The organism is Sphingomonas sp. ABOLG (assembly GCF_003950435.1).
In the GTDB taxonomy this organism is placed as follows: domain Bacteria; phylum Pseudomonadota; class Alphaproteobacteria; order Sphingomonadales; family Sphingomonadaceae; genus Sphingomonas; species Sphingomonas panaciterrae.
Genome location: NZ_QQWW01000009.1, coordinates 12,708 through 37,846, shown reverse-complemented (window position 1 = coordinate 37,846; position 25,139 = coordinate 12,708). Strand labels below are relative to the sequence as shown.

The 25,139-nt window shown below is 65.6% G+C and carries 28 protein-coding genes; 10 read left to right on the top strand and 18 right to left on the bottom strand.

Translation table 11 applies throughout. The features are described 5' to 3' along the window. Nucleotides 1–7: 7 nt before the first annotated feature. From CA236_RS11705 to CA236_RS11695, 3 genes are read right to left on the bottom strand one after another with little or no spacing between them, the layout of a single operon-like run. Nucleotides 8–262 (bottom strand): hypothetical protein, encoded by a 255-nt coding sequence (locus CA236_RS11705; protein WP_125945744.1) that lies wholly within the window; start codon nt 260–262, stop codon nt 8–10. Nucleotides 263–282: 20 nt separating this feature from the next. Further along, nucleotides 283–2,031 carry a DUF885 family protein gene (locus CA236_RS11700; protein WP_125945743.1) on the bottom strand — a complete coding sequence of 583 codons (1,749 nt, stop codon included), beginning with the start codon at nt 2,029–2,031 and terminating at the stop codon, nt 283–285. A gap of 40 nt (nt 2,032–2,071) precedes the next feature. After that, nucleotides 2,072–2,971 (bottom strand): DMT family transporter, encoded by a 900-nt coding sequence (locus CA236_RS11695; RefSeq protein WP_046410901.1) that lies wholly within the window; start codon nt 2,969–2,971, stop codon nt 2,072–2,074. A gap of 47 nt (nt 2,972–3,018) precedes the next feature. Between CA236_RS11695 and proS the strand changes: the two genes are divergently transcribed. Together proS and CA236_RS11685 are read left to right on the top strand one after the other, a co-directional pair. Further along, on the top strand, nt 3,019–4,554 hold the full coding sequence (gene proS / locus CA236_RS11690) for a proline--tRNA ligase (RefSeq protein ID WP_125945742.1): 1,536 nt from the start codon (nt 3,019–3,021) through the stop codon (nt 4,552–4,554). Next, nucleotides 4,554–4,982, top strand: a complete 429-nt coding sequence (locus tag CA236_RS11685; RefSeq protein WP_125945741.1) for a hotdog fold thioesterase — start codon at nt 4,554–4,556, stop codon at nt 4,980–4,982. The genes proS and CA236_RS11685 overlap by 1 nt, the downstream gene beginning before the upstream one ends. A gap of 24 nt (nt 4,983–5,006) precedes the next feature. Here the strand turns inward: CA236_RS11685 and CA236_RS11680 are convergent, their stop codons facing one another. Together CA236_RS11680 and CA236_RS11675 are read right to left on the bottom strand one after the other, a co-directional pair. After that, the gene (locus CA236_RS11680) at nt 5,007–5,387 is read right to left on the bottom strand and encodes a VOC family protein (protein ID WP_125945740.1); all 381 of its coding nucleotides are present in this window, start codon (nt 5,385–5,387) and stop codon (nt 5,007–5,009) included. Nucleotides 5,388–5,440: 53 nt separating this feature from the next. Beyond that, complete coding sequence (locus CA236_RS11675) at nt 5,441–6,268, bottom strand: TIGR00266 family protein (RefSeq protein WP_046410897.1); 828 nt, start codon at nt 6,266–6,268, stop codon at nt 5,441–5,443. 204 nt (nt 6,269–6,472) lie between these two features. Here CA236_RS11675 and CA236_RS11670 point away from each other — a divergent pair, with 204 nt between their 5' ends. The 6 genes from CA236_RS11670 to queE all read left to right on the top strand — a co-directional run bounded on the left by CA236_RS11670 (nt 6,473) and on the right by queE (nt 12,681). Further along, a complete protein-coding gene (locus tag CA236_RS11670) occupies nt 6,473–7,771 on the top strand; it encodes a PLP-dependent transferase (RefSeq protein ID WP_125945739.1) in 1,299 nt (432 codons plus the stop codon). A gap of 116 nt (nt 7,772–7,887) precedes the next feature. After that, nucleotides 7,888–9,078 carry an aspartate aminotransferase family protein gene (locus tag CA236_RS11665; protein WP_125945738.1) on the top strand — a complete coding sequence of 397 codons (1,191 nt, stop codon included), beginning with the start codon at nt 7,888–7,890 and terminating at the stop codon, nt 9,076–9,078. 128 nt (nt 9,079–9,206) lie between these two features. Next, entirely contained in the window at nt 9,207–10,127 is a 921-nt protein-coding gene (gene argF, locus CA236_RS11660; protein WP_241212626.1) for an ornithine carbamoyltransferase, read from the top strand. 103 nt (nt 10,128–10,230) lie between these two features. Next, the gene (locus tag CA236_RS11655) at nt 10,231–11,145 is read left to right on the top strand and encodes an Hsp33 family molecular chaperone HslO (RefSeq protein WP_241212625.1); all 915 of its coding nucleotides are present in this window, start codon (nt 10,231–10,233) and stop codon (nt 11,143–11,145) included. Between the two features lie 202 nt (nt 11,146–11,347). After that, on the top strand, nt 11,348–12,046 hold the full coding sequence (gene queC, locus CA236_RS11650) for a 7-cyano-7-deazaguanine synthase QueC (RefSeq protein ID WP_125945736.1): 699 nt from the start codon (nt 11,348–11,350) through the stop codon (nt 12,044–12,046). 2 nt (nt 12,047–12,048) lie between these two features. Beyond that, the gene (queE, locus tag CA236_RS11645) at nt 12,049–12,681 is read left to right on the top strand and encodes a 7-carboxy-7-deazaguanine synthase (protein WP_125945735.1); all 633 of its coding nucleotides are present in this window, start codon (nt 12,049–12,051) and stop codon (nt 12,679–12,681) included. A 52-nt stretch (nt 12,682–12,733) separates the two neighbouring features. Here the strand turns inward: queE and CA236_RS11640 are convergent, their stop codons facing one another. From CA236_RS11640 to CA236_RS11620, 5 genes are all read right to left on the bottom strand, one after another. After that, nucleotides 12,734–13,366 (bottom strand): DedA family protein, encoded by a 633-nt coding sequence (locus CA236_RS11640; RefSeq protein ID WP_046410888.1) that lies wholly within the window; start codon nt 13,364–13,366, stop codon nt 12,734–12,736. 91 nt (nt 13,367–13,457) lie between these two features. After that, nucleotides 13,458–14,879 (bottom strand): UdgX family uracil-DNA binding protein, encoded by a 1,422-nt coding sequence (locus CA236_RS11635; protein WP_125945734.1) that lies wholly within the window; start codon nt 14,877–14,879, stop codon nt 13,458–13,460. Between the two features lie 14 nt (nt 14,880–14,893). Beyond that, entirely contained in the window at nt 14,894–15,379 is a 486-nt protein-coding gene (locus CA236_RS11630) for a hemerythrin domain-containing protein (RefSeq protein ID WP_046410885.1), read from the bottom strand. Nucleotides 15,380–15,445: 66 nt separating this feature from the next. Further along, nucleotides 15,446–16,153 carry an NTP transferase domain-containing protein gene (locus CA236_RS11625; protein WP_125945733.1) on the bottom strand — a complete coding sequence of 236 codons (708 nt, stop codon included), beginning with the start codon at nt 16,151–16,153 and terminating at the stop codon, nt 15,446–15,448. Then, on the bottom strand, nt 16,154–17,260 hold the full coding sequence (locus CA236_RS11620) for an inositol-3-phosphate synthase (RefSeq protein WP_125945732.1): 1,107 nt from the start codon (nt 17,258–17,260) through the stop codon (nt 16,154–16,156). It lies immediately after the preceding gene. 129 nt (nt 17,261–17,389) lie between these two features. On the opposite strand from CA236_RS11620, the gene CA236_RS11615 reads away from it, so the two are divergent. Continuing rightward, nucleotides 17,390–18,265, top strand: a complete 876-nt coding sequence (locus CA236_RS11615) for a CDP-alcohol phosphatidyltransferase family protein (protein ID WP_241212624.1) — start codon at nt 17,390–17,392, stop codon at nt 18,263–18,265. A gap of 101 nt (nt 18,266–18,366) precedes the next feature. Continuing rightward, nucleotides 18,367–18,903: a superoxide dismutase family protein gene (locus CA236_RS11610; protein ID WP_125945731.1), complete on the top strand. Its 537-nt coding sequence runs from the start codon at nt 18,367–18,369 to the stop codon at nt 18,901–18,903. A gap of 111 nt (nt 18,904–19,014) precedes the next feature. Here CA236_RS11610 and CA236_RS11605 read toward each other — a convergent pair whose 3' ends face one another. The 8 genes from CA236_RS11605 to CA236_RS11570 form a co-directional block, all read right to left on the bottom strand. Continuing rightward, a complete protein-coding gene (locus tag CA236_RS11605; protein ID WP_046411805.1) occupies nt 19,015–19,437 on the bottom strand; it encodes a Fur family transcriptional regulator in 423 nt (140 codons plus the stop codon). Nucleotides 19,438–19,494: 57 nt separating this feature from the next. Continuing rightward, nucleotides 19,495–19,971 carry a ribosomal protein S18-alanine N-acetyltransferase gene (gene rimI, locus CA236_RS11600; protein WP_164518926.1) on the bottom strand — a complete coding sequence of 159 codons (477 nt, stop codon included), beginning with the start codon at nt 19,969–19,971 and terminating at the stop codon, nt 19,495–19,497. Then, complete coding sequence (gene tsaB / locus CA236_RS11595; protein ID WP_125945730.1) at nt 19,968–20,585, bottom strand: tRNA (adenosine(37)-N6)-threonylcarbamoyltransferase complex dimerization subunit type 1 TsaB; 618 nt, start codon at nt 20,583–20,585, stop codon at nt 19,968–19,970. The genes rimI and tsaB overlap by 4 nt, the downstream gene beginning before the upstream one ends. 69 nt (nt 20,586–20,654) lie before the next feature. Beyond that, nucleotides 20,655–21,248, bottom strand: coding sequence for a malonic semialdehyde reductase (locus CA236_RS11590; protein ID WP_046410874.1), 594 nt, complete (start codon nt 21,246–21,248; stop codon nt 20,655–20,657). A 113-nt stretch (nt 21,249–21,361) separates the two neighbouring features. Beyond that, nucleotides 21,362–21,937 carry a NifU family protein gene (locus tag CA236_RS11585; RefSeq protein ID WP_046411803.1) on the bottom strand — a complete coding sequence of 192 codons (576 nt, stop codon included), beginning with the start codon at nt 21,935–21,937 and terminating at the stop codon, nt 21,362–21,364. Between the two features lie 102 nt (nt 21,938–22,039). Then, nucleotides 22,040–23,626 carry a DHA2 family efflux MFS transporter permease subunit gene (locus CA236_RS11580; RefSeq protein ID WP_241212623.1) on the bottom strand — a complete coding sequence of 529 codons (1,587 nt, stop codon included), beginning with the start codon at nt 23,624–23,626 and terminating at the stop codon, nt 22,040–22,042. A gap of 1 nt (nt 23,627) precedes the next feature. Then, nucleotides 23,628–24,725, bottom strand: a complete 1,098-nt coding sequence (locus CA236_RS11575) for an HlyD family secretion protein (RefSeq protein ID WP_125945729.1) — start codon at nt 24,723–24,725, stop codon at nt 23,628–23,630. Further along, nucleotides 24,718–25,137 (bottom strand): MarR family transcriptional regulator, encoded by a 420-nt coding sequence (locus CA236_RS11570; RefSeq protein WP_346962771.1) that lies wholly within the window; start codon nt 25,135–25,137, stop codon nt 24,718–24,720. The genes CA236_RS11575 and CA236_RS11570 overlap by 8 nt, the downstream gene beginning before the upstream one ends. Nucleotides 25,138–25,139 lie beyond the last annotated feature (2 nt).

The window sequence follows — 25,139 nt, the reverse complement described above, 5'->3', positions numbered from 1 at the left end:
ACAACCGTCAGTCGCTGTTCCGCTTCGGCCTGAGCGACGCCGCCAGCACGATCCCCGCGCCGATCTGCGCCAGCCCGTACAGCCGCCGCCGTCCGGGAAGGCCGCCGAACGGGCGGACCAGCGCGTCGACCGCGTCGACCTCCGATCGCCACAGCGCGACATGCCGCTTGGGCTGCAGCAGCCCGAGCAGGCCGTCGCCGATCATGAACACCGCGGCCATTTCGGCCGACCGTTTTAGGCCCAGCGCCAGATTGTCATCCATGCCGGGCTAAACGCTCGGCGTCAGGCGGCGGGTTCCTTGGGGTAGGGCGATGGTCCCCCTTCCGCGATGAAGCGATCGACCCGCGCCTCCAGCACCGGGATCGGCACGCTGCCAAGGCTCAGCACCAGATCGTGGAAGTTGCGGATGTCGAACCGGTCGCCCAGCGCCTTCTCCGCCTTGGCGCGCGATCGCTGCACCGCCAGCTGGCCCAGGTAATAGCTCAGCGCCTGTCCCGGCCAGCCGATGTAGCGATCGACCTCGGTCGTGATCTCATGCTCGCTCAGCGCGGTATTCTCGCGGAAATATTGCAGCGCCTGGTCGCGGGTCCAGCCCTTGGCGTGGATACCCGTATCGATCACCAGCCGCGCCGCGCGCCACGCCTGATACGACAGCATCCCGAACCGCTCAAAGGGCGTGCGATAGAAACCCATCTCGTCGCCCAGCCGCTCGGTGTACAGCGCCCATCCTTCACCGAAGGCGGAGATATAGCTGTTGCGTCGGAACGGCTTCAGCGTGATGTTCTCGATCGACAGCGGCATCTGGAACGCATGGCCGGGCGCACTTTCATGCAGCGTCAGCGCGGGCAGCTGGAACAGCGGCCGTGACGGCAGGTCATAGGTGTTGACCAGATACGTTCCCGGTCCACCACGCCCGGCGGTGTAGAAGGGCGCGATATCGGGCGGCACCTCGATGATCGCGAACCGCTGCCGCGGCAGCCGGCCGAACCACTTGCCCGCCATCGCGTCGAAACGCTTCGCGTGCCACGCCGCCTCCTTCATCAGCTCGTCGGCGGTCTTGGGGTAGAATTGCGGGTCGGTGCGCAGGAACTTCAGGAACCCCGGCAGGTCGCCGTCGAACTTTGCGTCCTTCTTCACCTGCTCCATCTCGGCGCGGATCTTGGCGATCTCGGCGAGGCCCAGCGCGTGGATCGCGTCGGGCGTCATGTCCAGCGTGGTAAAGGCGCGGATCCGGCTGCGGTAATAGGCCTGGCCATTGTCATAGCGCGTCGCCGCCAGCTCGTCGGTCATGCCCGGGAAATATTCGCCGCGCAGGAACGTCAGCAGCGTCTTGTGCGCCGGCACGATCTCGTCCGCGATGATCGCGCGCGCCTCGGCCTGCAACGCCGCACGGCGATCGGCCGGGATGGAGGCGGGCAGCTTGGCGAACGGCTGGTAATAGACCACCGTCGTCGGGTCGGTCGCCGTCGCGATCGTCTCCACCGCCTTGTCGCGCCCCTGCATGATGATGGCGGGCGGGGTGAAGCCGCGCTTCAGGCCCAGCCGCATATTGTCGGTCTGCTGGCCCAGGTAGCGCGGCATGGTGCGCAGCCAGCTCAGATAGCGGCGGTAATCCTTCTCGCCCCCGGCGAAGCTGCCGCGCGCGGTATAATGCAGGTCGCTCCAGAACGCGCTGTCGCCGTTCAGCGGCTTCTCCCACTCGCGGAACTGCTCCTCATCGATCAGCGCGGCGATCTGCGCGCGATAGACCTGCCAGTCGATCAGCGTGTCGGGCGACAGCCGCTTGGTATCCACCGCGTCGAGCTTCGCCAGCGTCCCCTTCCAATAAGCGAGCCGCCTGGCGTGCGCCTCGGCGGACACGTCGGGCAGGCGGTCATCCACCACGCCCGGGCCAGCATCCGCCAGTCCCTCGCTTTGTCGCCACGCCCATTCCGCGCGCCAGATGGCGTCAAAGGCGGCATCCGCGGCGGTGGCGGCAGGGGCAGGGGCGACGGCGGCGGCGACAAGCGCCAGCGAGGTGACGAAGGGCATGTCAGGCTAGGTGTCCGATCATCACCATCCCCGCAAGCCGTCACTCCATCGAAATCGCGCCCTTCGTCTCCTTCTGCCGCCGCACATGCTCGCGCCACACGATGTAAAGGCCCGATGCGATGATGATCGGCGCGCCCAGCCACGTGCTCGGCACCGGCAGCATCCCGAACACCAGCCAGCCGAACAGCGTCGCCCACAGCAGCGCGGTATAATCCATCGGCACCACCAGGCTGACGTCACCCAGTTGCAGCGATCGCGTCATCGCGATCTGCGCCACCCCGCCCAGCAGGCCGATCGCAAGCAGCAGCACCCACACCAGCGGCGGATGCGCCTTCACCGACACGGCGTACACCACCGACAGCGGCACCAGCGACAGCGTGGAAAACCAGAACACGGTGGTCAGCCCCGCCTCCGACTTGCCCAGCGTCCGCAGCAGGATGGAGATGCACGCGGTGCCGAACGCCGCGCCAAGCCCGGTCGCGATGCCCAGCGGCGGGATATGTCCGTCCCCCGGCTGAGTCACGATCAGCACCCCGACGAACCCCGCCAGCACCGCCGCCCAGCGACGCCACCCGGTCGCTTCGTGCAGCAACAACGCGCCCAGCACCGTGGCAAAGATCGGCATCGAGAACCCCAGCGTCGTCGCCTCCGCCAGCGGCAGCAGCAGCAACGTCCAGAAGGTCAGCGTCATCGCCGTCAGCCCGATCACGCAGCGAAGCACATGCGCCCCGAACCGTTGCGTCTTGAGCGAGGCAAATCCCGGCCCCGTCCCGACGATCGACACCACCAGCAAAGCCGCGCCGAATTGCCGCCAGAACAGGATCTCGCCCAGCCCCGCACCCTCAGCCTCCGCCACCTTGATCACCGCGTTCATCGTCGCAAACAGCGCGACGGACGTAAGGCGCAGGCCGATGGCGCGAACAACGTTATCCTGACCCATTGGAACAGGCCCTAGCGAGCGACCGCGCGAGAAGCTATCCGCGCCTGATGATCAAGCATGCACTCCCCGTCACGCGCGAGGCGGATTTCGCCGCCTGGTACCAGGCCGTCATTTCGGAAGCCGACCTCGCGGAGGAATCGGGCGTGCGCGGCTGCATGGTCATCCGGCCGTGGGGCTATGGCATCTGGGAACGAATCCAGCGCCTGCTCGACGATCGCATCAAGGCGACCGGCCATGAGAATTGCTACTTCCCGCTCTTCATCCCGCTCTCCTATTTCGAGAAGGAGGCCGAGCATGTCGAAGGCTTTGCGAAGGAGATGGCGGTCGTCACCCACCATCGCCTCGTCGCCGACGGCAAGGGCGGCCTGACGCCGGACCCCGAGGCGAAGCTGGAGGAGCCGCTGGTCGTCCGCCCCACCAGCGAGACGGTGATCGGCACCGCTTTCTCGCGCTGGGTGCAGTCGTGGCGCGATCTCCCCGTGCTCATCAATCAATGGGCCAATGTCGTCCGCTGGGAAATGCGCACCCGCATGTTCCTGCGCACCAGCGAATTCCTCTGGCAGGAAGGGCATACCGCCCACGCCACCGCCGATGAGGCGCGCGACGAGACGCTCAAGATGCTCGAGGTCTATCGCGACTTCGCCGAAAACTGCCTCGCGCTCCCGATCGTCGCTGGCGAGAAGCCGGAGAATGAGCGTTTCCCCGGCGCCGTCGCGACCTATTCGATCGAGGCGATGATGCAGGACGGCAAGGCGCTCCAGGCGGGCACCAGCCACTTCCTCGGCACCAATTTCGCCCATGCGCAGAACATCCGCTTCCAGAATGCGAACGGCGAGCTCGAATACGCCAACACCACCAGCTGGGGCGTCTCGACCCGAATGATCGGCGGCGTCATCATGGTGCATGGCGACGACGATGGCCTGCGCGTGCCGCCGCGCATCGCGCCGTGGCAGATCGTGATCGTCCCCATGCTGCGCGACAAGCCGGAGGACGCGGAGCTGGTCGATTATTGCAAGGCGCTGCAGGCGTCGCTCGCGAAGCAGACCGCGCTCGGCGAGCCGGTCCGCGCGCTGCTCGACCTGAAGCCCGCCAAGGCCGCGACGAAGCGTTGGGGCTGGGTGAAGAAGGGCGCCCCGATCATTGTCGAGGTCGGCCCACGCGACATGGCCGGCGGCAACGTCTCGGTCGTCCGTCGCGATCGCCTCTATCGCGAGGATGGCAAGCTCGACAGCGCGATCGTCACGCAGGACACGTTCGTCGAACAGGCCGGCGCAATGCTCGAGGATATCCAGGTCGCGCTCCACAAGGAGGCGTCCGAGCGGCTGAAGGCCAGCATCAGCCCGGTCGATGACTGGGCCGGCGTCGAGGCGATGTTCGCCGACAGCGCGGCGAAGCCCGGCTGGGCCGACGTCGCCTGGTCGCGCCCGACCGGCGCCGAACTCGACAAGGTGGTCGAGCGGCTGAAGGCGCTGAAGCTCACCATCCGCAACGCACCGATGGGACAGACCGGCCACCCCGGCGCACCCTGCATCTTCACCGGCGGCCCGGCGGTCGAGCGCGTGCTGATCGGACGGTCCTACTGATGGCGATCTGGACCCGCCCGATCGACCTCGCGCAGCTCAACACGTTGGGGGAGGGCGTCCTCCCCGGGCTGCTGGAGATCGAGTTCACCGATCACGGCGATGACTGGCTGCGCGCGCGAATGCCGGTCGGCAAGAAGGTGCATCAGCCCTTCGGCCGCCTCCACGGCGGCGCCTCGGTGGTGCTGGCCGAAACGGTCGCATCGGTCGCCGGCGCGATGGCCGTGCCCGACGGCAAGGTGACGGTCGGGCTCGACATCAACGCCAATCACGTGCGCGCCGCGCGCGACGGCTATGTCCACGCCACCGCGAAGGCGGAGCAGCTCGGCCGCACGACTCAGGTCTGGACGATCCGGATCGAGGATGATGCGGGCAAGCTCATCTGCCTCTCGCGCATGACCGCCGCGGTGATCGACGCCGCCGCCGGCTGAGCATCGGGGGCCGCCCGCCACGCCTCAGAAACTGTGGTGGACGGCCTCCAGATTGCACCCGTCGGGATCGAGCACGAAGGCAGCGTAATAGCCCGGATGGTAATGGGGCCGCAGGCCGGGCGCGCCATTGTCCTGCCCGCCGGCCGCCAGCGCCGCCGCGTGAAAGGCGTCAACGCTGGCCCAGTCGGGGGCCGCAACCGCGATATGGATGGCGCCGCTGATCGCCCGTCCCTTGGCGATCCACAGGAACGGCTTGGGTCCGACGCCATAGCCCACCTGGTCGGGCAACTCTTCGCTGCCGCCCTGCACCATGACCCGCGTGATGCCGAGCGGCGCCAGCGCCTTGTCATAGAAGGCGAGCGAGCGCCGCATGTCGCCCACCGCAATGCTCACATGATCCAGCATGGCTACCTCCCGAAAATCGCGGGGCGACGCCGGTCGCCGCCCCGGTTGCGCGGCTAGCGATTGCCGCCGATGAAATCGCCAAACCCGCCCAGCGCCGATCCTTCGCCACGGTTGCCGCCGCCGCCCTGCGCTGCGGCCATCATCCGGCCCGCAAGCCGTGCGAAGGGCAGCGACTGGACCCACACTTTGCCCGGCCCGGTCAGCCGCGCATAGAACATGCCCTCGCCGCCGAAGATCATGCTCTTCACGCCGCGCACCATCTCCAGATCGAAATCGACTGACGGCGTGAACGCGGCAAGGCAGCCGGTATCGACGTGCAATTGCTCGCCGGGGGCAAGCTCGCGCTCCACCAGCGTGCCGCCCATCTGAACGAACACCCAGCCATCGCCCTCCAGCTTCTGCATGATGAAGCCTTCGCCGCCGAACAGCCCGGTCATCATCCGCCGCTGGAACGCGACGCCGATCGACACGCCCTTCGCCGCCGCAAGGAAGCTGTCCTTCTGGCAGATCAGCGTGCCGCCCAGGTCAGCGAGGCGGATCGGCAGGATCGTCCCCGGCGTCGGGCTGGCGAAGGCGACCCGCGCCTTGCCCGATCCGCGATGGGTGAAGACGGTGGTGAACAGGCTTTCACCGGTGACGAGGCGCTTGCCCGCCCCCAGCAGCTTGCCCATGAACCCGCCATCACTGCCGCCGGACCCATCACCGAAGACGGTGGTCATCTCGATCGAGGCATCCTTCCACACGAAGGCCCCCGCCTCGGCGACCGCGCTTTCGCCGGGGTCCAGTTCGATCTCGACGAACTGCAATTCCTGTCCCTTGATCTCGAAATCGATATCGTCCGACAGCCCGGTGCGGGCGTGATGGGACCAGGGACCGGCCATGTGACATGCTCCATTCGTCTGTGTTGATCACTTAACACACATCGATACTCCGGCCGGGCATCGCCGGGGAAGGGGGGATCGTCGCACACGCCACTCGGTCTGGCGTCACGGCGATACCATCTTGGGGGATCGAAACCCTTTCTAGGTTCGCGATCGCGGCGCGAGGCGATAGCCTGTCTGCAACCAAGCCAAGGGAGAGTGTTCGTGAGCAAGGCCAATTACCGTCCGGAAACGCTGGCGCTGCATGCCGGTTGGCGCGCGGACCCCGCCACCGGGTCGGTGGCACCGCCGATCTTCCAGACGACCTCCTACCAGTTCCGCGATGCCGATCATGCCGCCGGGCTGTTCGCACTGCAGGAACTCGGCAACATCTACACCCGCATCGGCAACCCGACGACCGACATCCTCGAACAGCGGATCGCCGCGATCGAGGGCGGCGCGGCGGCGGTCGCGGTCGCCTCGGGGCAGGCAGCGTCGGCCTATGCGGTGCAGAACCTTGCCCGCGCCGGCGACAATATCGTCAGCGCGACCGACCTCTACGGCGGTACCTACAATCTCTTCGCCAACACGCTGCGCGACATGGGGATCGAGACCCGTTTCGTCGATCCGAGCGACCCGGGCGCCTTCGCCGCTGCCTCCGACGATCGCACCCGCGCCTGGTATGTCGAGACTTTGCCCAATCCGAAGCTGGTTGTCTCACCGCTGGCGGAGATTGCCGCCGCGGGGCGTGAGCTCGGCATCCCGCTCATCGTAGACAATACCGCCGCCCCGCTGCTTGCCCGCCCGCTCGATCATGGCGCGGCGATCGTCGTCTATTCGACCACCAAATATATCGGCGGCCATGGGACCTCGATCGGCGGCATGATCGTCGACGGCGGCAATTTCGACTGGTCGGCCTATCCTGAGCGTCAGCCGCTGCTCAACACGCCCGATCCCAGCTATCACGGCGCCGTCTGGGCGGAGGCGGCAAAGCCGCTCGGCCCGATCGCTTATGCGCTACGCGCCCGCACCGTGCTGTTGCGTGATCTCGGCGCCGCGCTCTCACCGTTCAACGCCTTCCAGATCCTTCAGGGGCTGGAAACGCTGCCGCTGCGCATGCCGCGCCATTGCGACAATGCGCTGAAGGTGGTCGATTTCCTGAAGGGCCGCCCGGACGTCACCCGCATCATCCACCCCTCGGTTCAGGAGGGGAAGCAGCGCGCCCGTGCCGATCGCTACCTCACCGGGGGTCTGGGCGGCCTGATCGGGATCGAGCTTGCCAGCGGTCGCGACGGCGGCCGCCGCTTCATCGATGCGCTGCAATTGTTCTACCATGTCGCCAACATCGGCGACGCACGCAGCCTCGCGATCCATCCCGCCTCCACCACCCATTCGCAATTGTCGGAGGAGGAACAGTTCGCGACCGGCGTGTCCGCTGGCTACGTCCGCCTCTCGATCGGGCTCGAACATATCGACGATATCCTCGCCGATCTGGCGCAGGCTCTGGACGCGGCGAAGGGCTGATCCGCCGGTTATGGCGTCACGCCTTTCACGGTGTTGACGCCCCCGGCACCGAATCCGTATCAGGGCGTCAGGGCGGTCCCTGTTGGGCCGCCCTTGCTCTTTCAAGGAGACGCCCCGTGTCGATCACCGCCCTGATGCCCGTTTATCCCCGCTGCGGGGTGCGGCCAGTGCGAGGCGAGGGGTGCCATCTGATCAGCGAGGATGGCCGCCGTTTCCTGGATTTCGCCAGCGGCATCGCGGTGAACGCGCTCGGCCATGGCCATCCGAAACTGGTGAAGGCGATCGCCGATCAGGCCGCCACGCTGATGCACGTCAGCAACCTCTACGGCAGCCCGCAGGGTGAACAGTTCGCGCAGCGTCTGGTCGACAACACCTTCGCCGACACGGTGTTCTTCACCAATTCGGGCGCCGAGGCGGTGGAATGTGCGATCAAGACCGCGCGCCGCTATCACTTCGCCAATGGCAATCCGCAGCGCCACGACCTCATCACCTTCTCGATGGCGTTCCACGGCCGCACCATGGGCACCATCTCGGCCACCAACCAGGCCAAGATGCGTGACGGCTTCGAACCGCTGCTACCCGGGTTTAAGTACGCCGAGTTCAACGATCTCGAAGGCGCGCTGGCGCTGATCGATGAAAACACCGCCGGCTTCCTGGTCGAACCGATCCAGGGCGAAGGCGGCATCCGCGCCGCGACGCCCGAATTCCTCAAGGGCCTGCGCAAGGCGTGCGACGAACACGGCCTGCTGCTGGTCCTCGATGAGGTGCAGGCGGGCTATGGCCGCACCGGCAAGCTGTTCGCGCACGAACTCTACGGCATCACGCCCGACATCATGGCATCGGCCAAGGGCATCGGCGGCGGCTTCCCGCTCGGCGCCTGCCTCGCTACCGAGGAAGCGGCCAAGGGCATGGTGATCGGCACGCACGGCTCTACCTATGGCGGCAACCCGCTGGCGATGGCCGCGGGTGAGGCGGTGCTCGACGTGATCCTCGAAGACGGCTTCCTCGATCGCGTGACCCAGATGGGTGAGCGGCTGCGCTCGGGCCTCGAACAGATGATCCCCAACCACGATCACCTGTTCGACAGCGTGCGCGGCCACGGCCTGATGCTCGGCCTGAAGCTCAAGAGCGACAGCCGCCGCTTCGTTGAATTCGCCCGCGACAACCATGGCCTGCTGCTGGTCTCGGCCGGCGAGAATGTCGTGCGCGTTCTGCCGCCGCTGGTGATCGACGAAAGCCACATTGCCGAGTGTATCGAGAAGCTCAGCGAGGCGGCGCGCGTCTACGTTCCCGCCAGCGACGATTGATGGAAAAGGCTCCGGTGCCATGCGCCGGAGCCGTTCGGACGGATCTGGCCGCGCCTGTTTGGATCGAGGCCGATTTTCGCCGGATAGCGGCCACCCATGATGCGCATGAGGCCATTGGAGGAGCTGAAGTGACCCGCCATTTCTTGAACCTGTCGGACGCCGGTGCCGATGGCCTCGCCGCCATTCTCGCGGACGCGCTCGATCGCAAGAAGGCCCGCGCCGGCTGGACCAAGGGCCGCGTGGACGCCGACGCCCCGCTCGCCGGTCACGTCCTGGCGATGATCTTCGAGAAGAATTCCACCCGCACCCGTGTCTCCTTCGACATGGCGGTGCGCCAGCTCGGCGGCCAGTCGATCGTGATGGAAGCGGGCCAGATGCAGCTCGGCCGGGGCGAGACGGTGGCCGACACCGCACGGGTCCTCTCCGGCTATGTCGACGCGATCATGATCCGCACCGACGATCACGCCAAGGTCGAGGAAATGGCGCATTACGCCAGCGTCCCGGTCATCAACGGCCTCACCGACGCGTCGCATCCGTGTCAGATCGCGGCCGACCTCCTCACCATCATCGAACAGGGCAAGTCGCTCCCAGGCCTGAAAGTCGCGTGGCTCGGCGACGGCAACAACGTCCTGGCATCCATCGTCGAGGCGGCTGGGCTGATGCAGTTCGATGTCGTCGCTGCCTGCCCACAGGGCTATCAGCCGTCGGAAGAAGACCTTGCGCTCGGCAAGGGCCGCGCAAAGGTCGTCATTAATGCGCGCGAGGCCGTCGAAGGCGCCGATATCGTCGTCACCGACACCTGGATCTCGATGGGCCAGGCGCATGCCGACACCAAGCTCGCGGCCATGATGCCGTTCCAGGTCGATGCCGCGCTGATGGCGGCCGCCAAGCCCGATGCGAAGTTCCTCCACTGCCTCCCCGCGCACCGCGGGGAAGAGGTGACGCCCGACGTCATCGATGGTCCGCAATCGCTGATCTGGGCAGAGGCGGAAAACCGGCTGCACGCGCAAAAATCCATTCTGCGCTGGTGCTTGGGCCAGATCGGTTGATCCCGATCTTCTCCCGCACCATCTAGGCTGCCATTCCCGTTCTCCCCGGATTGGCTAGGGCGCTCACGCTTGCGTGGGCGGAGTTGCAGCGGGCAAGGCTTGAATGAACAGCATGCAGACCGTCAAACCTGATTTTGACCGCGCGATTGGCTTCACCATCCCGGGCCAGAATGCCCGCGGCCGGATGGTGCGCCTCGGCCCGGTGCTCGACGAAATCCTCGCCGCCCACGCCTATCCGCCGGTCATCGAATCGCTTTTGGCAGAGGCGCTGACCGTCACCGCCTTGGTCGGCGCGACATTGAAGGACGCCAACGGTCAGCTGACGCTCCAGACCCAGAGCGAGACGGGCGTCGTTCGCTTGCTCGTCTGCGATTATCGGGGCGGCGAAATTCGCGGTTACGTGCAGTTCGATGCCGACCTGTTGGCGGCCGCCCCGAAAGATCCGGCGCTCGTGGATTTGTTCGGCCAGGCCTATCTCGCGATCACCTTCGATCTGGCGACCACCAAGGAGCGCTACCAGGGCATCGTTCCGCTCGATGGCGATCGCCTCGCCGATGCCGTGCAGAGTTATTTCGCCCAGTCCGAGCAGATCCCCACGCAGGTCCGCGTCGGCTTTGCCAAGCAGGACGGGCGCTGCGTCGCCGGCGGCCTGCTGCTTCAGCATCTTCCCGAGGGCGAAGAAGGTCGCGCGCGTCTCCATACCAAGCTCGATCATCCTGAATGGGAGCATGTGGCGGCGCTGGGTGCCACCATGGGCGCGGATGAGCTGGCCGATACGTCGCTACCGCTCGAAACGCTGCTGTGGCGCCTGTTCAACGAGGAGGATGAGGTTCGCGTCCTTGCGGATACCGCCCTTTCGCGCGGCTGCCGGTGCACCCTGGAGCACATCCGCGGCGTGTTGGCGAAGTTCCCCCACGACGAACGTCTCGCCATGGCGGATGAGAACGGGGTGATCGGGGTCGATTGCGCCTTTTGCTCGACTGTGTTTCCCGTTCCCGTTGAGGAGCTTGCCGGCTGATCCGACGGGCAGGTGCCGGGCATTCGTTAGCACGATCTTAACGATCGATCCTTAAGCTGACGACGTGCTTCTAGCCGAGCACTTCTCTCCCTAGTTCAGTCCTCTAGCCGGGACTTCCTGGCCGTTCGCCTGTGCGGACGGCCGTTTTCTTCGGCCTCATTCCTTGCATCATGCCACTGATGAGCCTAGCCGCCGCGCGATCATGACCAACGATCAACCATCTGCCGTCGTCCTTGTATCGGGCGGCCTGGACTCGATGATTTCTGCTGCCTTGGCGCGGGAGGCCGGATATCGCCTCTATGCGCTATCGATCGATTACAACCAGCGCCACCAGGTGGAGCTCGCCGCGGCGCGGCAAATCGCACGTCAGCTTGGCGCGGTTCGGCACGTGGTGCTCCCGATCGATCTTTCCGCATTCGGTGGCTCGGCGCTGACTGCCGATATCGACGTGCCGAAGGATGGGGTCGGGGAGGGGATACCGATCACCTACGTGCCGGCCCGCAATACCGTTTTCCTCAGCCTCGCTTTGGCATGGGCGGAGACGGTGGGCGCCCGCGCGCTCTACATTGGTGTGAACGCGCTCGATTATTCCGGCTATCCCGACTGCCGCCCCGAGTTCATCGCCGGTTTCGAGAACCTTGCCGAACTCGCCACCAAGGCGGGGGTGGAGGGTCATGCCTTCCGGATTCAGGCACCGCTGCAGCATATGACGAAGGCGGATATCGTGCGTGAAGGCGATAGACTGGGTCTGGACCTGGGGCTGAGCTGGTCCTGCTACGATCCGGCGCCCGGCGGTCTGCATTGCGGGCTGTGCGACAGCTGCCGCCTGCGGCACAAGGGGTTCCAGGACGCGGGGATCGTTGATCCGACTGCTTACGCGACGACACCGCCGGCGCCCTGACGATGAGTTATGCCGTCAAGGAAATGTTCCTGACGCTCCAGGGCGAGGGCGTTCAGGCTGGTCGCCGGGCGGTATTCGTCCGGTTCGCCGGCTGCAACCTGTGGAGCGGCCGGGAAGAGGATCGCGCTACCGCAATCTGCAAATTCTGTGACACCGATTTCGTCGGCATGGACGGGCTGGGCGGTGGCCGTTTCGCTGATGCCGATGCGCTGGTCGCTGCGGTGGTGGCCATGTGGGACGGCGGCGAGCAGGACCGCTTCGCGGTCCTGACCGGCGGCGAGCCGATGCTGCAGGTGGACGATGCGCTGGTCGACGCGCTGCACGCCGCCGGCTTCTTCCTGGCAATCGAGAGTAACGGCACGCTCCCCGTTCATCCAGGGATCGATTGGGTCTGCATCAGCCCCAAGGCCGGCAGCGAGACGGTCCAGCGTAGTGGTGACGAACTGAAGGTCGTGTGGCCGCAGCCCGGCACGAACCTGGAGGCGATGGAAGAGTGGGGATTTCGCCACTTCCTCCTGCAGCCGCTCGATGATCCCAATGCCGTCGCCAACCAGGCTGCTGCGATGGCGAAGGTCATGGAACGTCCGCGGTGGCGATTGTCGCTGCAAACCCACAAATTGTTGGGCTTGCGCTAGGCTGGTCCCGGAAGGACGGTGGCGCATCCGGCGCTGCGTCATGCCCTTGCCTTCAGTGCTTCTTCTTAAGGCCGTGCAGCTTGTGCCAGAGGTAGAACCCGCCGGCCGCGACGAGCGTCAGCCCGATCGCCAGATCCGCCTGATGGAAAAAGGCCTTGAGGCGCGGATCGTTGTTCCATGACTGGCCCAGCTGCGCGCCGATCCACGCCAGCAGGTAGCAGAACGGCCAGGAGCCGATGAACGTGTAGACGTGGAAGGGGATCAGCTTCATGCGTGCTACCCCGGCGGGGAAGGCGATGAAGGTCCGGATGATCGGCAGCATCCGGCCAATCAGGATCGCCGCTGCGCCCCAGCGGTTGAAGAACCGGTCCGCCATGTCGAGCTCGCCCGGGCCGACCAGAACATATTTGCCCCACTTTTCTGCCAAGGGCCGCCCGCCGCGCCGCCCGATCTCATAAGCGACCACTGACCCGACATTACAGCCGAAGGCGCCCGCGGTTGCCGCCAGATAGATGTTCATCTCGCCCGTCGAGACCAGATAGCCGGCAAAGGGCATGATGATCTCTGAGGGGAGCGGAATGCAGGCGCTTTCGATCGCCATCAGCAGCACGATTCCCCAATAGCCACCGGCACGGATCACGCCGACCGTGAAGATGGCGAGGGCAGCAAGTATCTTCTCGAACATGCGGCGCCTGTGGGGGAAGGCGACAGGCCGGTCAATCGAGATGCGCGTGGTGCCGAGGCGACGGCACGACAGTCGGCTGTTGCCGCGCGCTTCAGGCGGCGGTTTCGCCGATCCGGCGCAGATCTTCCACGAACCGCGCGTATTCGCTGGATCGCGCGGCCTCGTCGGGCAGCCGCAGCAGGTAACTGGGATGAACCGTGATCCACGCGTCACCGCCATCACCCGGCAGGCGAAGCGGCCGTCCCCGCTCGCGGCTGATCGTCATCACCTTCCCGAACAGCGAGCGCGCTGCCGTCGCACCCAGCGCAACCGTCACCTTGGGCCGCAGCAGCGCCTGTTCCTGTTCGATCCACCATCGACATGCCTCGATTTCCCCCGCGTCGGGCTTTGCGTGGATCCGCCGCTTGCCACGGGGTTCGAACTTAAAATGCTTCACCGCATTGGTGACATAAGTTTGTGCGCGATCGATCCCGGCCTCAGCCAGCGCACGATCGAACAACTGACCGGCGGGGCCGACGAACGGGTGACCCGCCAAATCCTCCTGATCGCCAGGTTGTTCGCCGACGAACATGATGCTGGCGTCGAGAGGGCCCTCGCCGAACACCGTTTGTGTCGCGTGCTTGTACAGGTGGCAGCGGGTGCAACTGAGCGCTTCCTCCCGAAGCGCCTGCCACGCCGCCTCGCTGTTGTTGCCCGGCATCGTCCTCGCCTTTTCGATCATGCCACTCTCCCGTTTCTGCGCCGTGGCGAGCAGGTCGGGCACCAGAGCGGTCTCCGGCATGTTCTTCCAGTATTTGCGCGGCATCTCCTTGAGCATCGCGCCCACCTTCACCCGCGCGGGGTTGAAGATGGAGGCATAATAGGTCTTCCAGACCTCCTCGACCGGATCGCCCTGCGGTGCATCCGCTTTTGTCGCGCCCGGCCCCTCCTGCAGTGCGCTTCCGTCCCAGTGCAGCGACACCTCCGGCGTCAGGATCGACCAGCGCATGCTGCCGAAGCGGTTGACGAAGAAGGCGGCGTTGGCGCGAACGATATGGTGCTCCGGCTCGAACCAGCCCACATAGCGCCCCTCCTCGGCATCCCCACCATCTGCATCTGCCACTTCGCGGAACCGCAGGAAGGCGCGCATCTTGTGGATGTCTCGCCGAACCTGTTTCGCCAGACCTTCCAACCGGCGCAGCAGCGGGTCGGCATGATCTTCCATCACCCCGGGCCTTCGCCGCAGCCGGTCGAGCAAGGTGTAGAGCATGGCGAACCGCTCGGGATCGCGGTGAAGGATGGCACTTCGGCCAAGATCGATGAACGAGCGGGGTACCTTGAAGGCGCTCGCCGCTGGTGCGTCCGGCGCGACCGCAGCGGGCGTGGGCGCCCTCGCTGCGGCGAACAGATCGGTCGTCTCACCGCCGACCTGCCACACGACATCATCCGGCGGCACGCTTTGGCTCATCAAGCCACGTGCCGCCTCGCGCCATCCATCAAAGTCGTCGGGTGCCGACAGAGTGACGATCCGCATGGTGCGGCAGCGCCTCAGTCGCGCTCATCACCGCCCGGCGGGTTCTCACGCGCAATCTCCAGTTCCTTGGGCTTGCGCTCCTCATAGGTCGCCGCAATCTTCGCCTCCACCTCATCGTCCAGCTCGGCTTCAGCGGCGGGGAACATGTCCTCCTCTTCCTCGTCGATATGATGCTCGTAGCGGTGGCGCATATGGTCAAACTTCTGCTCCCATTCCTCGGAGCCGAACTCGATCGCCATCATCTCGCCGAGCAGATCATCAACTTCCTTGTGCTCGGCGACCGAATGGCGCGCATCGTCACGCAGCTCAGGGTCGGCAAGCATGACCGAATATAGCGCTTCCTCCTCCGCCGCGGCGTGGCTCTGCAATTCCAGCCGGAAGCTCTCGAACAGCGATTGGCGCTCTCCGGAGGCACCCTGAAGCTCGCCGAGCTGCTTCAGCATCTCGCGCTGCTTGTCGTGATCCGCCTTCAGCTCGCGATAGATTTGCGCCTGTGTCATTGCCGCTTCTCCCGTGGAGTGGCGACAACCAGCCATGCGCCGGCTGGTTTCTCTTGCGAGATGTTATCAGGCGCTCAGCGCGCTCGCCCAATGAGCCTCTGCCTGTGCCAGCGCGCGCGGATCATCCACGTCGAGCCACCAGCGATTGCTGACATCAACGACCCGTGCATCGCCGGTCTGCGCCAGTGCCGTTACGCCATCGGAGATCGAGCCGGCGCGGCCCTCCGCAATTGCGGCCCGGAGCGCGTCGTGGAACCGGCCGTCGACACAGAAGATGCCGCAATCGAACGCGTCGTAACCGTCCAAATGCTTGCCAATCGCGACGATCCGGTCGCCTTGCGTCCGCACGCGCGTAACATCGTCCAGGTCGACAAGCGGATTGTCGAGGTTGCGATCAACCGCAAGAGTCAGCGCTGCTGGCACGGCCGCGATGGCGGATCGTACGATCTCCGGGTCGAACAGATGATCCGCCATCATCAGCAGATGGCGCTCCGGCCCAATTACCGCGGCGCCGGTCAGGACGGAATGGCCGTTGGGCTGTGCCCAATCCGGCGTCGCGACGCAGGTGATGGCCGGGTCAAGGCGGGCGAGGAACCCGCTCAGGCGTTCGCCTTCATGGCCAGTGACCACCACGAACTCCGTCGCGCCGCCAGCACGTGCTGCGTCGATGACGCGAGCGATCATCGGAACGCCCGCGACTTCGGTCAGCGGCTTGGAGGGAGAAACGGCGCGCAGCCGGCTGCCAAAGCCGGCTGCGACGATCAGCGCTTTCACTTACTCGGCAGCGAGCGGCGATTCGGCCTGGATGAAATCGTCGGTCATCTGCGCTGCGACGTCGTCGGTGAACTGCTCCGGCGGGTGCTTGCAGAAGAACGCCGACGGACCGGTGAGCGCGCCGGCAATGCCGCGATCGAGGCCAACCTTCACGCAGCGGATCGCGTCCACCACCACAGCAGCCGAATTCGGGCTGTCTTCGACCGAGAGACGAAGCTCCAGGTTCATCGGCACGTCGCCGAACAGGTTGCCCTCGAGGCGCAGGAAGCACAGCTTGTTGTCGTGCAGCCAGGGGATGTAGTCCGACGGGCCGACGTGGATGTTCTCATCCGCGAGGCGCTCGCTCAGCACGGCCTGAACCGCCTCGGTCTTCGACTCCTTCTTGCTCGACAGGCGATTGCGATCGAGCATGTTCATGAAGTCGGTGTTGCCGCCCGTGTTCAGCTGATAGGTGTGATCGATCGTCACGCCGCGCTGCTTGAACAGGTTGGACAGAACGCGGTGGACGATGGTCGCACCCACCTGCGCCTTCACGTCGTCCCCGATGATCGGCAGGCCGGCGTCGGCGAACTTCTTTTCCCACTCTGGGCGGCTCGCGATGAACACGGGCATGCAGTTCACCACGCCCACGCCTGCCTCAAGCGCGCATTCCATGTAGAATTCGGTCGCGTCCTGGCTGCCGACGGGCAGGAAGTTGACGAGGATCTCGGCGCCGGAATCCTTGATCGTCTGAACGATCTCGGCCTTGGTGGCGTCGCGGGTTTCATCCACCTCGAAGCCTCGATCGTTTGCCGCGGTCAGCATGTGCGGCGCGACGCCGTCCAGCTTCGCGCCCATCTTCACGATCGTGCCGGTGGCCGGCACATCGGCATGGAACACCTTGGTGCAGTTCGGCTTGGCAAAGATGGCTTGGCCGAGATCGAGCCCCACCTTGCGGGAATCAACGTCGAACGCCGCCACGAATTCCAGGTCGGAAACGCGGTAGCCGCCAATTTCCTCGTGGATCAGGCCATGGGCCGTGTTGCTGGCAGCATAATGATACTTGCCCTGAACCAGGCTGGATGCGCAGTTGCCGACACCGATAACCGCCACCTTGATCGTCGCCATTCTCTTGAACCCCGAAGCGCCGGGAAACAGTTCCCGACGTGACAAATGAATGGCAGCGTGGTGACAGATACGCGACGCCTGTCAAGCAAACCATGCCGGTGGTAGAGGGCCGGCAAGGGGACACGAAAAGTGGCAACGATCGAACTGCAGCCAAGCGTGACCGGAAAGCCACGCGAGTTGCAAGGGTTTCTCAACAGGACGCTTTATCATCCCGCGGCGCGGCGGCTGGCGCGAGCGTTGGCCGCGACTCCGATCACGCCCAACATGGTTTCGGTGTTCGGGGCGATGATGGTGGTCGCAACGGGCATCCTCTACGCGCGGATCGGCACGCCGGCAGCGATCGCGGCTGGGTTCGCTCTCCACCTGTTGTGGCATGTCGTGGACGGTGCCGACGGTGATCTCGCGCGGCTGACCGGACGTGCGAGCCCGAGCGGCGAGGTGGTCGACGGATTGTGCGATTACGGCGGCCACGTCGTCCTTTACCTTCTGCTCGGCGCGCTGCTCGATGATACGCTCGGGGCATTCGCATGGGTACTTGCGGTCGGGGCGGGCGGATCGCGCATCATCCAGTCGGTCTTCGCGGAGAGTTCGCGGCGCAGCTACCAATGGTGGGCCTATGGCGTGCCATGGCTCCAGCACAATCGCAGCGCGCCGACCGGCGTCGGCGGCGCGCTCGGCAAGGCGTATCTAGGGGTTTCGCACGTGTTGACCGGCGCCACGGCCAAGGTGAACGCGATTGTCGCCGGCGCTGAAGTCGATCCGGCCGAGCGGCAGCGGATCGCGAGGCTGGCGCGCGAGGTTGGGCCATCTTTCCTGTTCCTGCCGGGGGTGCTCGGCGCCAACCCGCGGACGATCATCCTTGGCCTCAGCATGATCGCCGGGAGTCCGATGTGGTTCTTCCTCGTGGAACTGACCATCCTGAACGTCGTCCTCGTCGCGGCCATCCTGCGGCAGCGCGTGCAATGCCGTCGCCTCGTCACACTGATCGCCCGGGGCCGGAGCTGATCGCCACCCCGGTCGCGAGGGAGCGCAGCAGCCTTGATCGTGATTGCGTCATGGAACCGGCTGTTCCAGTCCTCGTTTCGTCCTCGAAACGGGAGAACATGATGAAGAGCTTCACGATCGCCGGACTGGGCGCATGCGTCCTGGCACTGGCTGCATGTGATGAGGGTAAGCTGGAAACCGGCATGCCGACCGCGGGCGGCGCGACGGCGGTTGCGATGCTGCGCACTGCGGCCGGCGCCGATGTCGGTCGCGTCACCGCCAGCGAAGTCACGGGCGGCCTGCGCTTCACGGTCGACGCAAAGGGCATGCCGGCGGGAACACACGGCGCCCATGTCCACACGACCGGTCGTTGTGATGCTCCCGGCTTCGAAACGGCTGGCGGCCACTGGAACCCGACGGGCGCGAAGCACGGGACGATGAACCCGCGGGGCCCCCATCAGGGCGACGTTCCCAATCTGATTATCGATTCGGCCGGCCGCGGCACAGTGGCCGCGACGATTCCCGGCGCGACGATGGCCGGGCTGCTCGACACCGATGGCGCTGCCTTCGTGGTCCATGCCGATGCGGACGATCTGAAGACCGACCCGTCAGGCAATAGCGGCGCCCGCATCGCCTGCGGCGTGTTCCAGCCATCCTGATGCGCGGCGTGCTGAGCGTGAGCCTGGGCATACCCGCCCGGGCTCACGCTCAGCGCGAGCTCGTTCTTCATGGCCGAATAGGGGTAGCGGCCTGCAGAAGGCCGTTGAAGGTCAGTCCTTGCGGTTCAGGCTGACGCCGTACAGCTCCATGCGATGATCCACGAGGCGAAAGCCCAGTCGCTCCGCAATCTGCTTCTGCAGCAATTCCAGCTCGGGATCGACGAACTCGATCACCTTGCCCGTCTCGACGTCGATCAGATGGTCGTGATGAGCTTCGGGCGAGGGCTCGTAGCGGGCACGTCCGTCGCCGAAATCATGGCGATCAAGGATGCCCGCTTCCTCGAACAGGCGCACCGTGCGGTACACCGTCGCGATGGAGATGCCCGGATCGATCGCCGAGGCGCGTTCATATACCTTTTCCACGTCGGGGTGATCGTCGGCTTCTGACAAGACGCGGGCGATAACCCGACGCTGCTCGGTGATGCGCAGGCCTTTTTCCTGACAAAGGGCTTCGAGATCAATCTTGCGTGGCATGGCATCCATGTAGTCGCTGAGGGCGCAGGTCGAAAGCGTTATCGACTCGCAACAAGCCTAGGTTAGCGCGACCGCATAGCTGTGCGCGTCGAAGGCTTCGCCGCCGCGGCCCCGGTAATAGGCGCGGCGTTCCCCCACCTTGGCGAAGCCGTGGCTGCTATAAAGGTGAGTGGCCGGATTGCCGGCGCGCACTTCGAGATGCAGGCGAACCGCACCTCGCGCGCGTGCATCGGCGATCACGCTGCGCAACAGCGCTGCCCCCACACCCTTGCGACGAAAGCGGGGCGAGGTGGCGATCAGCAGCAGCTCGGCCTCGTCGACGATCGCGCGCGTCAAGGCAAAGCCGGCGATCTCGCCGTCGATCTTGGCTAGGGTCAGCCAGACTCCCGGCATGCCGAGGATGCCCAGGCATTGGGCGCGGGTCCATGCCTCACCGAACCTTCCATCGAACGCGTCGGCCATCACCTGCTCGACCGCTGCGATGTCGCCGGGCGAGCCGCGGGTCAGCTCAATCATGTGCAGACGGGTGCTCACGCCGGCAGCTTCGCGTCGGGCGCGCGGCCGTACAGCGGGCGTGGCGGCAAGTCGGCGAGCGACGCGGGCAGCAGATTCGCGCGCGATGCGTCCGGCAGGGCATCGTGGGCCTGCAAGCCGGGATCGATCGGCAACAGCCAGCGAACGCCGCTGCCGACCGCCGGCCGGTCTCCCAGCGCGAGGATGGCAGCGTCGGGCCGCAGGGACACGAGCGGATCACTGGGTTGCAGCGGAATGGCGGTGAAGCCTTGCATGAACACCTCACCGTGGCCCCCTTCAAGCACGACCGCAAGCGGGGCTTTCACGCCATCGGCGATCGCCGCCGCCGCCAGCAGCGCGGTGGAAGAATAGCCGCGAACCGGCACGCCCCAGCCCAGCGCCAGGCCGCGCGCGGCGGCGATGCCCACCCGGATGCCGGTGAAGCTGCCCGGCCCGACATCGACTAGGATCTCGTCAGCGCGGCCGCCGTCCGGGAGAGCCGCAATCATCGGCACCAGCCGTTCGGCGTGACCGCGCCCGACCACATCATGGCCTGCGGCGATCACCTGATCGCCCTCCAGCAGGGCAACAGAGCAGGCGGCGGTGGCGGTATCGATGACAAGGGTACGCTGCATCACATCCCTTTGCCAAAGCCGCACCGTGGCTCAACCCCTAATCAGACCGGGCCTCTGCCGACACGATTATCAGGCGATGCGGTTGAACCTCTCGAAGTCCGGGCGTGGGCTGCGTTCGAAGATGGTGGCCGGATCGCCGTGGCCGAGGGTCGAGATGAAGTTGGTTCGAACGCCCGGCTGATCGGCAAAGAACGCCTTGTCGACTTCCGCAGCGTCAAAGCCACTCATCGGACCGGTGTCGAGGCCAAGCGCCCGAGCGGCGAGGATGAAATAGCCGCCCTGAAGCGAGGAATTGCGGAACGCGGAAGCCTCGCGCAGTTCAGTGTTGCCGTCGAACCAGCTCTTGGCATCGGTATGCGGGAAGAGGTCGGGCAGGTGCTCATGGAAATTCACGTCCATGCCGATGATGACCGTCACAGGCGCCTGGCGGATCTTGTCGGCGTTGGTGCTGCTCGCGAAGGACGCAAGCTTCTCCTTCGACTCCGGCGTTGTGCACCAGATTAGGCGGGCAGGCAGCTGATTGGCGCTGGTCGGTCCCATCTTCATCAGGTCCCAGATCGCACGCAGCTCCTCCTCGCGTACCGGCTCGTCGGTATAGCCGTTGTAGGTCCGGGCGGTGCGGAACAACTGATCGAGCGCGACGTCATCGAGCGGGGTGGCCAAACGGATTCTCCATCAGAAAAAGGGGCAGACCGACGCCCGATACCACGTGCGGCGCGGGCAAGGTCGGGCGTGAAAAGGTGGGGCGATGCCGGCTACCACAGCGCCCCTCGCGATCAGATTGCGCGAACCTCGGTCACTTCGGGCACGTAGTAACGCAGCAGCTGTTCGATGCCGTTCTTCAGCGTCGCGGTCGAGGAGGGGCAACCCGAGCAGGCGCCCTGCATGCGCAGGTATACCTTGCCCTGGTCGAACCCGCGATACACGATGTCACCGCCGTCATTGGCCACCGCTGGGCGCACGCGGGTCTCGATCAGCTCCTTGATCTGCGCGACGATCTCGGCATCGGCGGGGTCATCCGAGAAGCTTTCTTCCTCCGCGGGTACGCTGAACCCGGCGGTACCGCCGGTGCGGAATAATGGCATCTGCGCGGTGAAGTGATCCATCAGGATCGACAGGACGTCCGGCTTCACCTCATGCCATGCGGCGCCCGGCGCAATCGTGACCGAGATGAAATCGCGTCCGAAGAACACGCCGGTCACATCGCCAAGGTCGAACAGCGCCTTGGCCAGCGGAGATACCTCTGCCTCCTCGGGCGTGGCGAAATCCCGTGTACCGGCGTCCATGACGGTGCGGCCCGGCAGGAACTTCAGCGTTGCCGGATTGGGCGTGGGTTCGGTTTCGATCAGCATGCCATCCATGTGGCCCGCCGACCGCGGTCGATCAAGCGCAGCGGGCGAAAGGAAAGGTTTCAGTTTCCGAAGAACCGCCGCTCGCGATTCAACCCATCTGCATCATTCGCTATGCACGACTTCCATTTTGCCGCGGGGCTTCTGTAGCAGCAGGACCAGCGGAACGGCGGCGAACGAAATCCAGCTCATCAGGTAGAAATCGTCGATATAGGCGATCATCGCCGCCTGCTTGTTCACCATGCCATCCAGCATCGACATGGCCGCGTCCGATACGGTTCCCAACCCACGCAGCATGTTGAGGTCAAAGCCGGACACCACCGTGCCGGTCACATGCTGCGCCAGATCGGCATGGCTGGTCTGCGTGTTCCGCGCCAGCAGCACGGTCACCATCGAAATGCCGGCCGACTGGCCGATCGAGCGGAACAGGTTGAGCAGGCTTGACCCGTCGGTGCGATACCGCCCGTCCAGCGTGGCAAAGGCCATGGCGTTGAGCGGCATGAACACCAGTCCCATGCCCAGCCCCTGGACGAACCCGGCGGTGATCACTGGCCAGTAATCCTGCTCCAGCGAGTAACCCGCCATCTGCCGTAGCGAGATGCCGAAGATGATCAGCCCCACCATGATGACGATACGAGTATCGACCTTGCCCATCAGCCGCCCGGCCAGCCACATGGTGAAAAGCACGCCAACCCCACGCGGCGCCATCATCATGCCGGTGTCGATCACCGGATAGCCGAACAGGTTCTGCAGCATCGGTGGCAACAGCGCCATCGGCGCCATGGTCGATATGCCGACGATCAGCATGAACAACAGCCCGGTGACGAGATTGCGGTTTCGGAACAGCGCGCGATCAAACAGCGGTTTCTTTGCCGTCGCAAAGTGGAAGATGGCAAGCCAGGTGAACGCCAGCGCTGCCAATCCTTCGATGATGACTTCCCAGCTGTCGAACCAGTCCTCGCTCTGCCCCCGGTCAAGCATCAGCTGGAACGCGGCCACCGCAACGCCCAGATAGACGAAGCCCGCATAATCGAAGGATCGCCTTGCCTTGGGCCTGCTCGGCAGCAGGAACCACAGGATTGCGAAGGTGGCGGCGCCCACCGGCACGTTGACGTAGAAGACCCAGCGCCAGTTGTAGCTTTCAGTCAGCCAGCCGCCGAGCACCGGCCCCATGATCGGGCCGACCATCACGCCCATGCCCCACACGCTCATCGCCTTGGCAGCGTTTTCGGGTGCGTTGATGTCCAGCATCGACGTTTGCGACAGCGGATTGATGAAGGCCGCGAAGATGCCCTGAAAGACACGGAAGATCACCATCTCCTCCAGGCTGGTGGCGATGCCGCACAGCATGGACGCAATGATAAAGCCGCCGGTGGCGATGAGGAAAAGGTTGCGGCTGCCCAACCGGTCGGACAGCCAGCCAGTGGCGGGCAGGGCGATCGCGGTGGCGACGATATAGCTCGTCAGCACCCAGGTGACGGTGTCCACCGTCGCCCCCAGGCTCGTCATCATGTGCGGAAGGGCGACATTGGCGATCGTGGTGTCGAGAATCTGCATGATCATCGCCCCCATGATGCCGATGGTCAGCAGTCCGCGGTTTCGGGTCTCCAGCAGCGGCTTGCCCTGAGCCTGCGGCTGGGCACCATGCCCGCCCGACGCTGCCGAACGCGGCGCAGCGGCGCTGGAGGCCACGTCAGCGTGCCCCGGTGTCGATCGTAACGTCGGTCGACAGGCCGGCGATCATCGCCCGCGGCGGGGCTCCATCAATGGCGATGCGCACGGGCACTCGTTGCGTCACCTTGACCCAATTGCCGTTGGCATTCTGCGCCGGGAGGACGGAGAATTCACTGCCCGTGCCAGCGCCGATCGATTCCACGCGGCCGTGAACCTTGATCCCCGGATAGGCATCGAACTCCATCTCGGCCGCCTGTCCCACCCTCATGTGATTGAGGTCGGTTTCCTTGAAGTTTGCTTCCACCCAGGGGCGGTCGCTGACCACCAGGCTTAGCGCCGGCACGCCGGACGGCGTGATGTTGCCGACCTGCAGCCGGTTCGTCTGGCTGACTACGCCATCGGTGCGCGCACGGACGACGGTACGCTCCAGATTCATGGCAGCCTGCGCGCGCTTGGCGAGGGCCACCTGGATCGCCGCCGGCTGACTTGCGCCGCCTCCTGATCCGATCTGCTGGCGGGCGCGCGCGGCCGCGGCCTCTCCTGTGGCAATCTTCGCCCTGGCGGCCTCGACCGCCTGGGTCGCCGCGTCGAGGCTGGCCGTCGTGGTAAAGCCGCGCTTCATCAATTCTGCCTGACGGCGATAGGTCGCCTCGGCCAGCGTCAGCTCGGCGCGCGCGCTCTGGATGTCGGCGGCGGCGCTCCCGGTATAGGTGGCCATGGTCGCGACGGAAACCCGCGCCGTGGCAAGGTCGGCGTCGGCCTGCGCCAAGGCAATGCGATAGGGCTCGGGATCGATACGGAACAGGACGTCGCCGGCCTTGACGCGTTGGTTCTCGCGCACATTGACGGCAACGATCCGGCCCGACACGTCCGGGCTGACCGAGATCATGTTCTGCCGGACATAAGCGTTGTCGGTCGCGATATAGCGGCCGGAGGTGAAATAGAAAAATGCGCCCACGGCTGCGATCAGCAGCGGCACGCCGAACATCAGCACCGGACGCAGCCAGCCGCGATGACGCGGACTGGACGATGTCGCAGACCCGGTGGGCTCGATCGTCATCCGATCTGCTGCCGGTTCACCCGCAGCCGCGCCGCGGCTCGGATCCGCATCAGCCATTGCTCGCCTCCTGCGTGTCGGCCGGGTCCAGATTGTCGCGAATGCGGTGGAGAAGGTCGATCATCATGTCCGTCTGCTCCCCGGATATGCCGCGTAGCGCCTGCGCCATCAGCTCGTCGGCGGTGGCGTGTAGCTCGTCGAGAACGGGGCGTGCCCTGGGTGTCAGGTACAAGCGCCAGGCGCGCCGATCCTTCGGATCCCGCCGGCGCTCGACCAATCCGGCCTCTTCCATCCGATCCACCAGGCGGCAGAGGGTAATCGGCTCCACCTCCAGTAACTCGGCGAGCCCGCCCTGATTGATCCCCTCATGCCGGCTGATGCCGAGCAACGCCTTCCACTGCGCGCGGGTGGCGCCGTGCTGGCGCGCGCGCTCGTCGAACCGCTTTCGCAGGAGGCGGGACGTATCGCTCAACA

What these genes read in the sequence shown, in the direction of transcription:
- CA236_RS11610 (WP_125945731.1), top strand. Translation starts at nt 18,367, where the DNA reads ATGAAGAGCTTCACGATCGCCGGACTGGGCGCATGCGTCCTGGCACTG.
- CA236_RS11605 (WP_046411805.1), bottom strand. Translation starts at nt 19,437, where the DNA reads ATGCCACGCAAGATTGATCTCGAAGCCCTTTGTCAGGAAAAAGGCCTG.
- CA236_RS11585 (WP_046411803.1), bottom strand. Translation starts at nt 21,937, where the DNA reads ATGCTGATCGAAACCGAACCCACGCCCAATCCGGCAACGCTGAAGTTC.
- CA236_RS11700 (WP_125945743.1), bottom strand. Translation starts at nt 2,031, where the DNA reads ATGCCCTTCGTCACCTCGCTGGCGCTTGTCGCCGCCGCCGTCGCCCCT.
- proS (WP_125945742.1), top strand. Translation starts at nt 3,019, where the DNA reads ATGATCAAGCATGCACTCCCCGTCACGCGCGAGGCGGATTTCGCCGCC.
- tsaB (WP_125945730.1), bottom strand. Translation starts at nt 20,585, where the DNA reads ATGCAGCGTACCCTTGTCATCGATACCGCCACCGCCGCCTGCTCTGTT.
- CA236_RS11635 (WP_125945734.1), bottom strand. Translation starts at nt 14,879, where the DNA reads ATGCGGATCGTCACTCTGTCGGCACCCGACGACTTTGATGGATGGCGC.
- CA236_RS11685 (WP_125945741.1), top strand. Translation starts at nt 4,554, where the DNA reads ATGGCGATCTGGACCCGCCCGATCGACCTCGCGCAGCTCAACACGTTG.
- CA236_RS11640 (WP_046410888.1), bottom strand. Translation starts at nt 13,366, where the DNA reads ATGTTCGAGAAGATACTTGCTGCCCTCGCCATCTTCACGGTCGGCGTG.
- queE (WP_125945735.1), top strand. Translation starts at nt 12,049, where the DNA reads ATGAGTTATGCCGTCAAGGAAATGTTCCTGACGCTCCAGGGCGAGGGC.
- CA236_RS11575 (WP_125945729.1), bottom strand. Translation starts at nt 24,725, where the DNA reads ATGGCTGATGCGGATCCGAGCCGCGGCGCGGCTGCGGGTGAACCGGCA.
- queC (WP_125945736.1), top strand. Translation starts at nt 11,348, where the DNA reads ATGACCAACGATCAACCATCTGCCGTCGTCCTTGTATCGGGCGGCCTG.
- CA236_RS11620 (WP_125945732.1), bottom strand. Translation starts at nt 17,260, where the DNA reads ATGGCGACGATCAAGGTGGCGGTTATCGGTGTCGGCAACTGCGCATCC.
- CA236_RS11680 (WP_125945740.1), bottom strand. Translation starts at nt 5,387, where the DNA reads ATGCTGGATCATGTGAGCATTGCGGTGGGCGACATGCGGCGCTCGCTC.
- CA236_RS11695 (WP_046410901.1), bottom strand. Translation starts at nt 2,971, where the DNA reads ATGGGTCAGGATAACGTTGTTCGCGCCATCGGCCTGCGCCTTACGTCC.
- CA236_RS11705 (WP_125945744.1), bottom strand. Translation starts at nt 262, where the DNA reads ATGGATGACAATCTGGCGCTGGGCCTAAAACGGTCGGCCGAAATGGCC.
- CA236_RS11655 (WP_241212625.1), top strand. Translation starts at nt 10,231, where the DNA reads ATGAACAGCATGCAGACCGTCAAACCTGATTTTGACCGCGCGATTGGC.
- CA236_RS11675 (WP_046410897.1), bottom strand. Translation starts at nt 6,268, where the DNA reads ATGGCCGGTCCCTGGTCCCATCACGCCCGCACCGGGCTGTCGGACGAT.
- CA236_RS11630 (WP_046410885.1), bottom strand. Translation starts at nt 15,379, where the DNA reads ATGACACAGGCGCAAATCTATCGCGAGCTGAAGGCGGATCACGACAAG.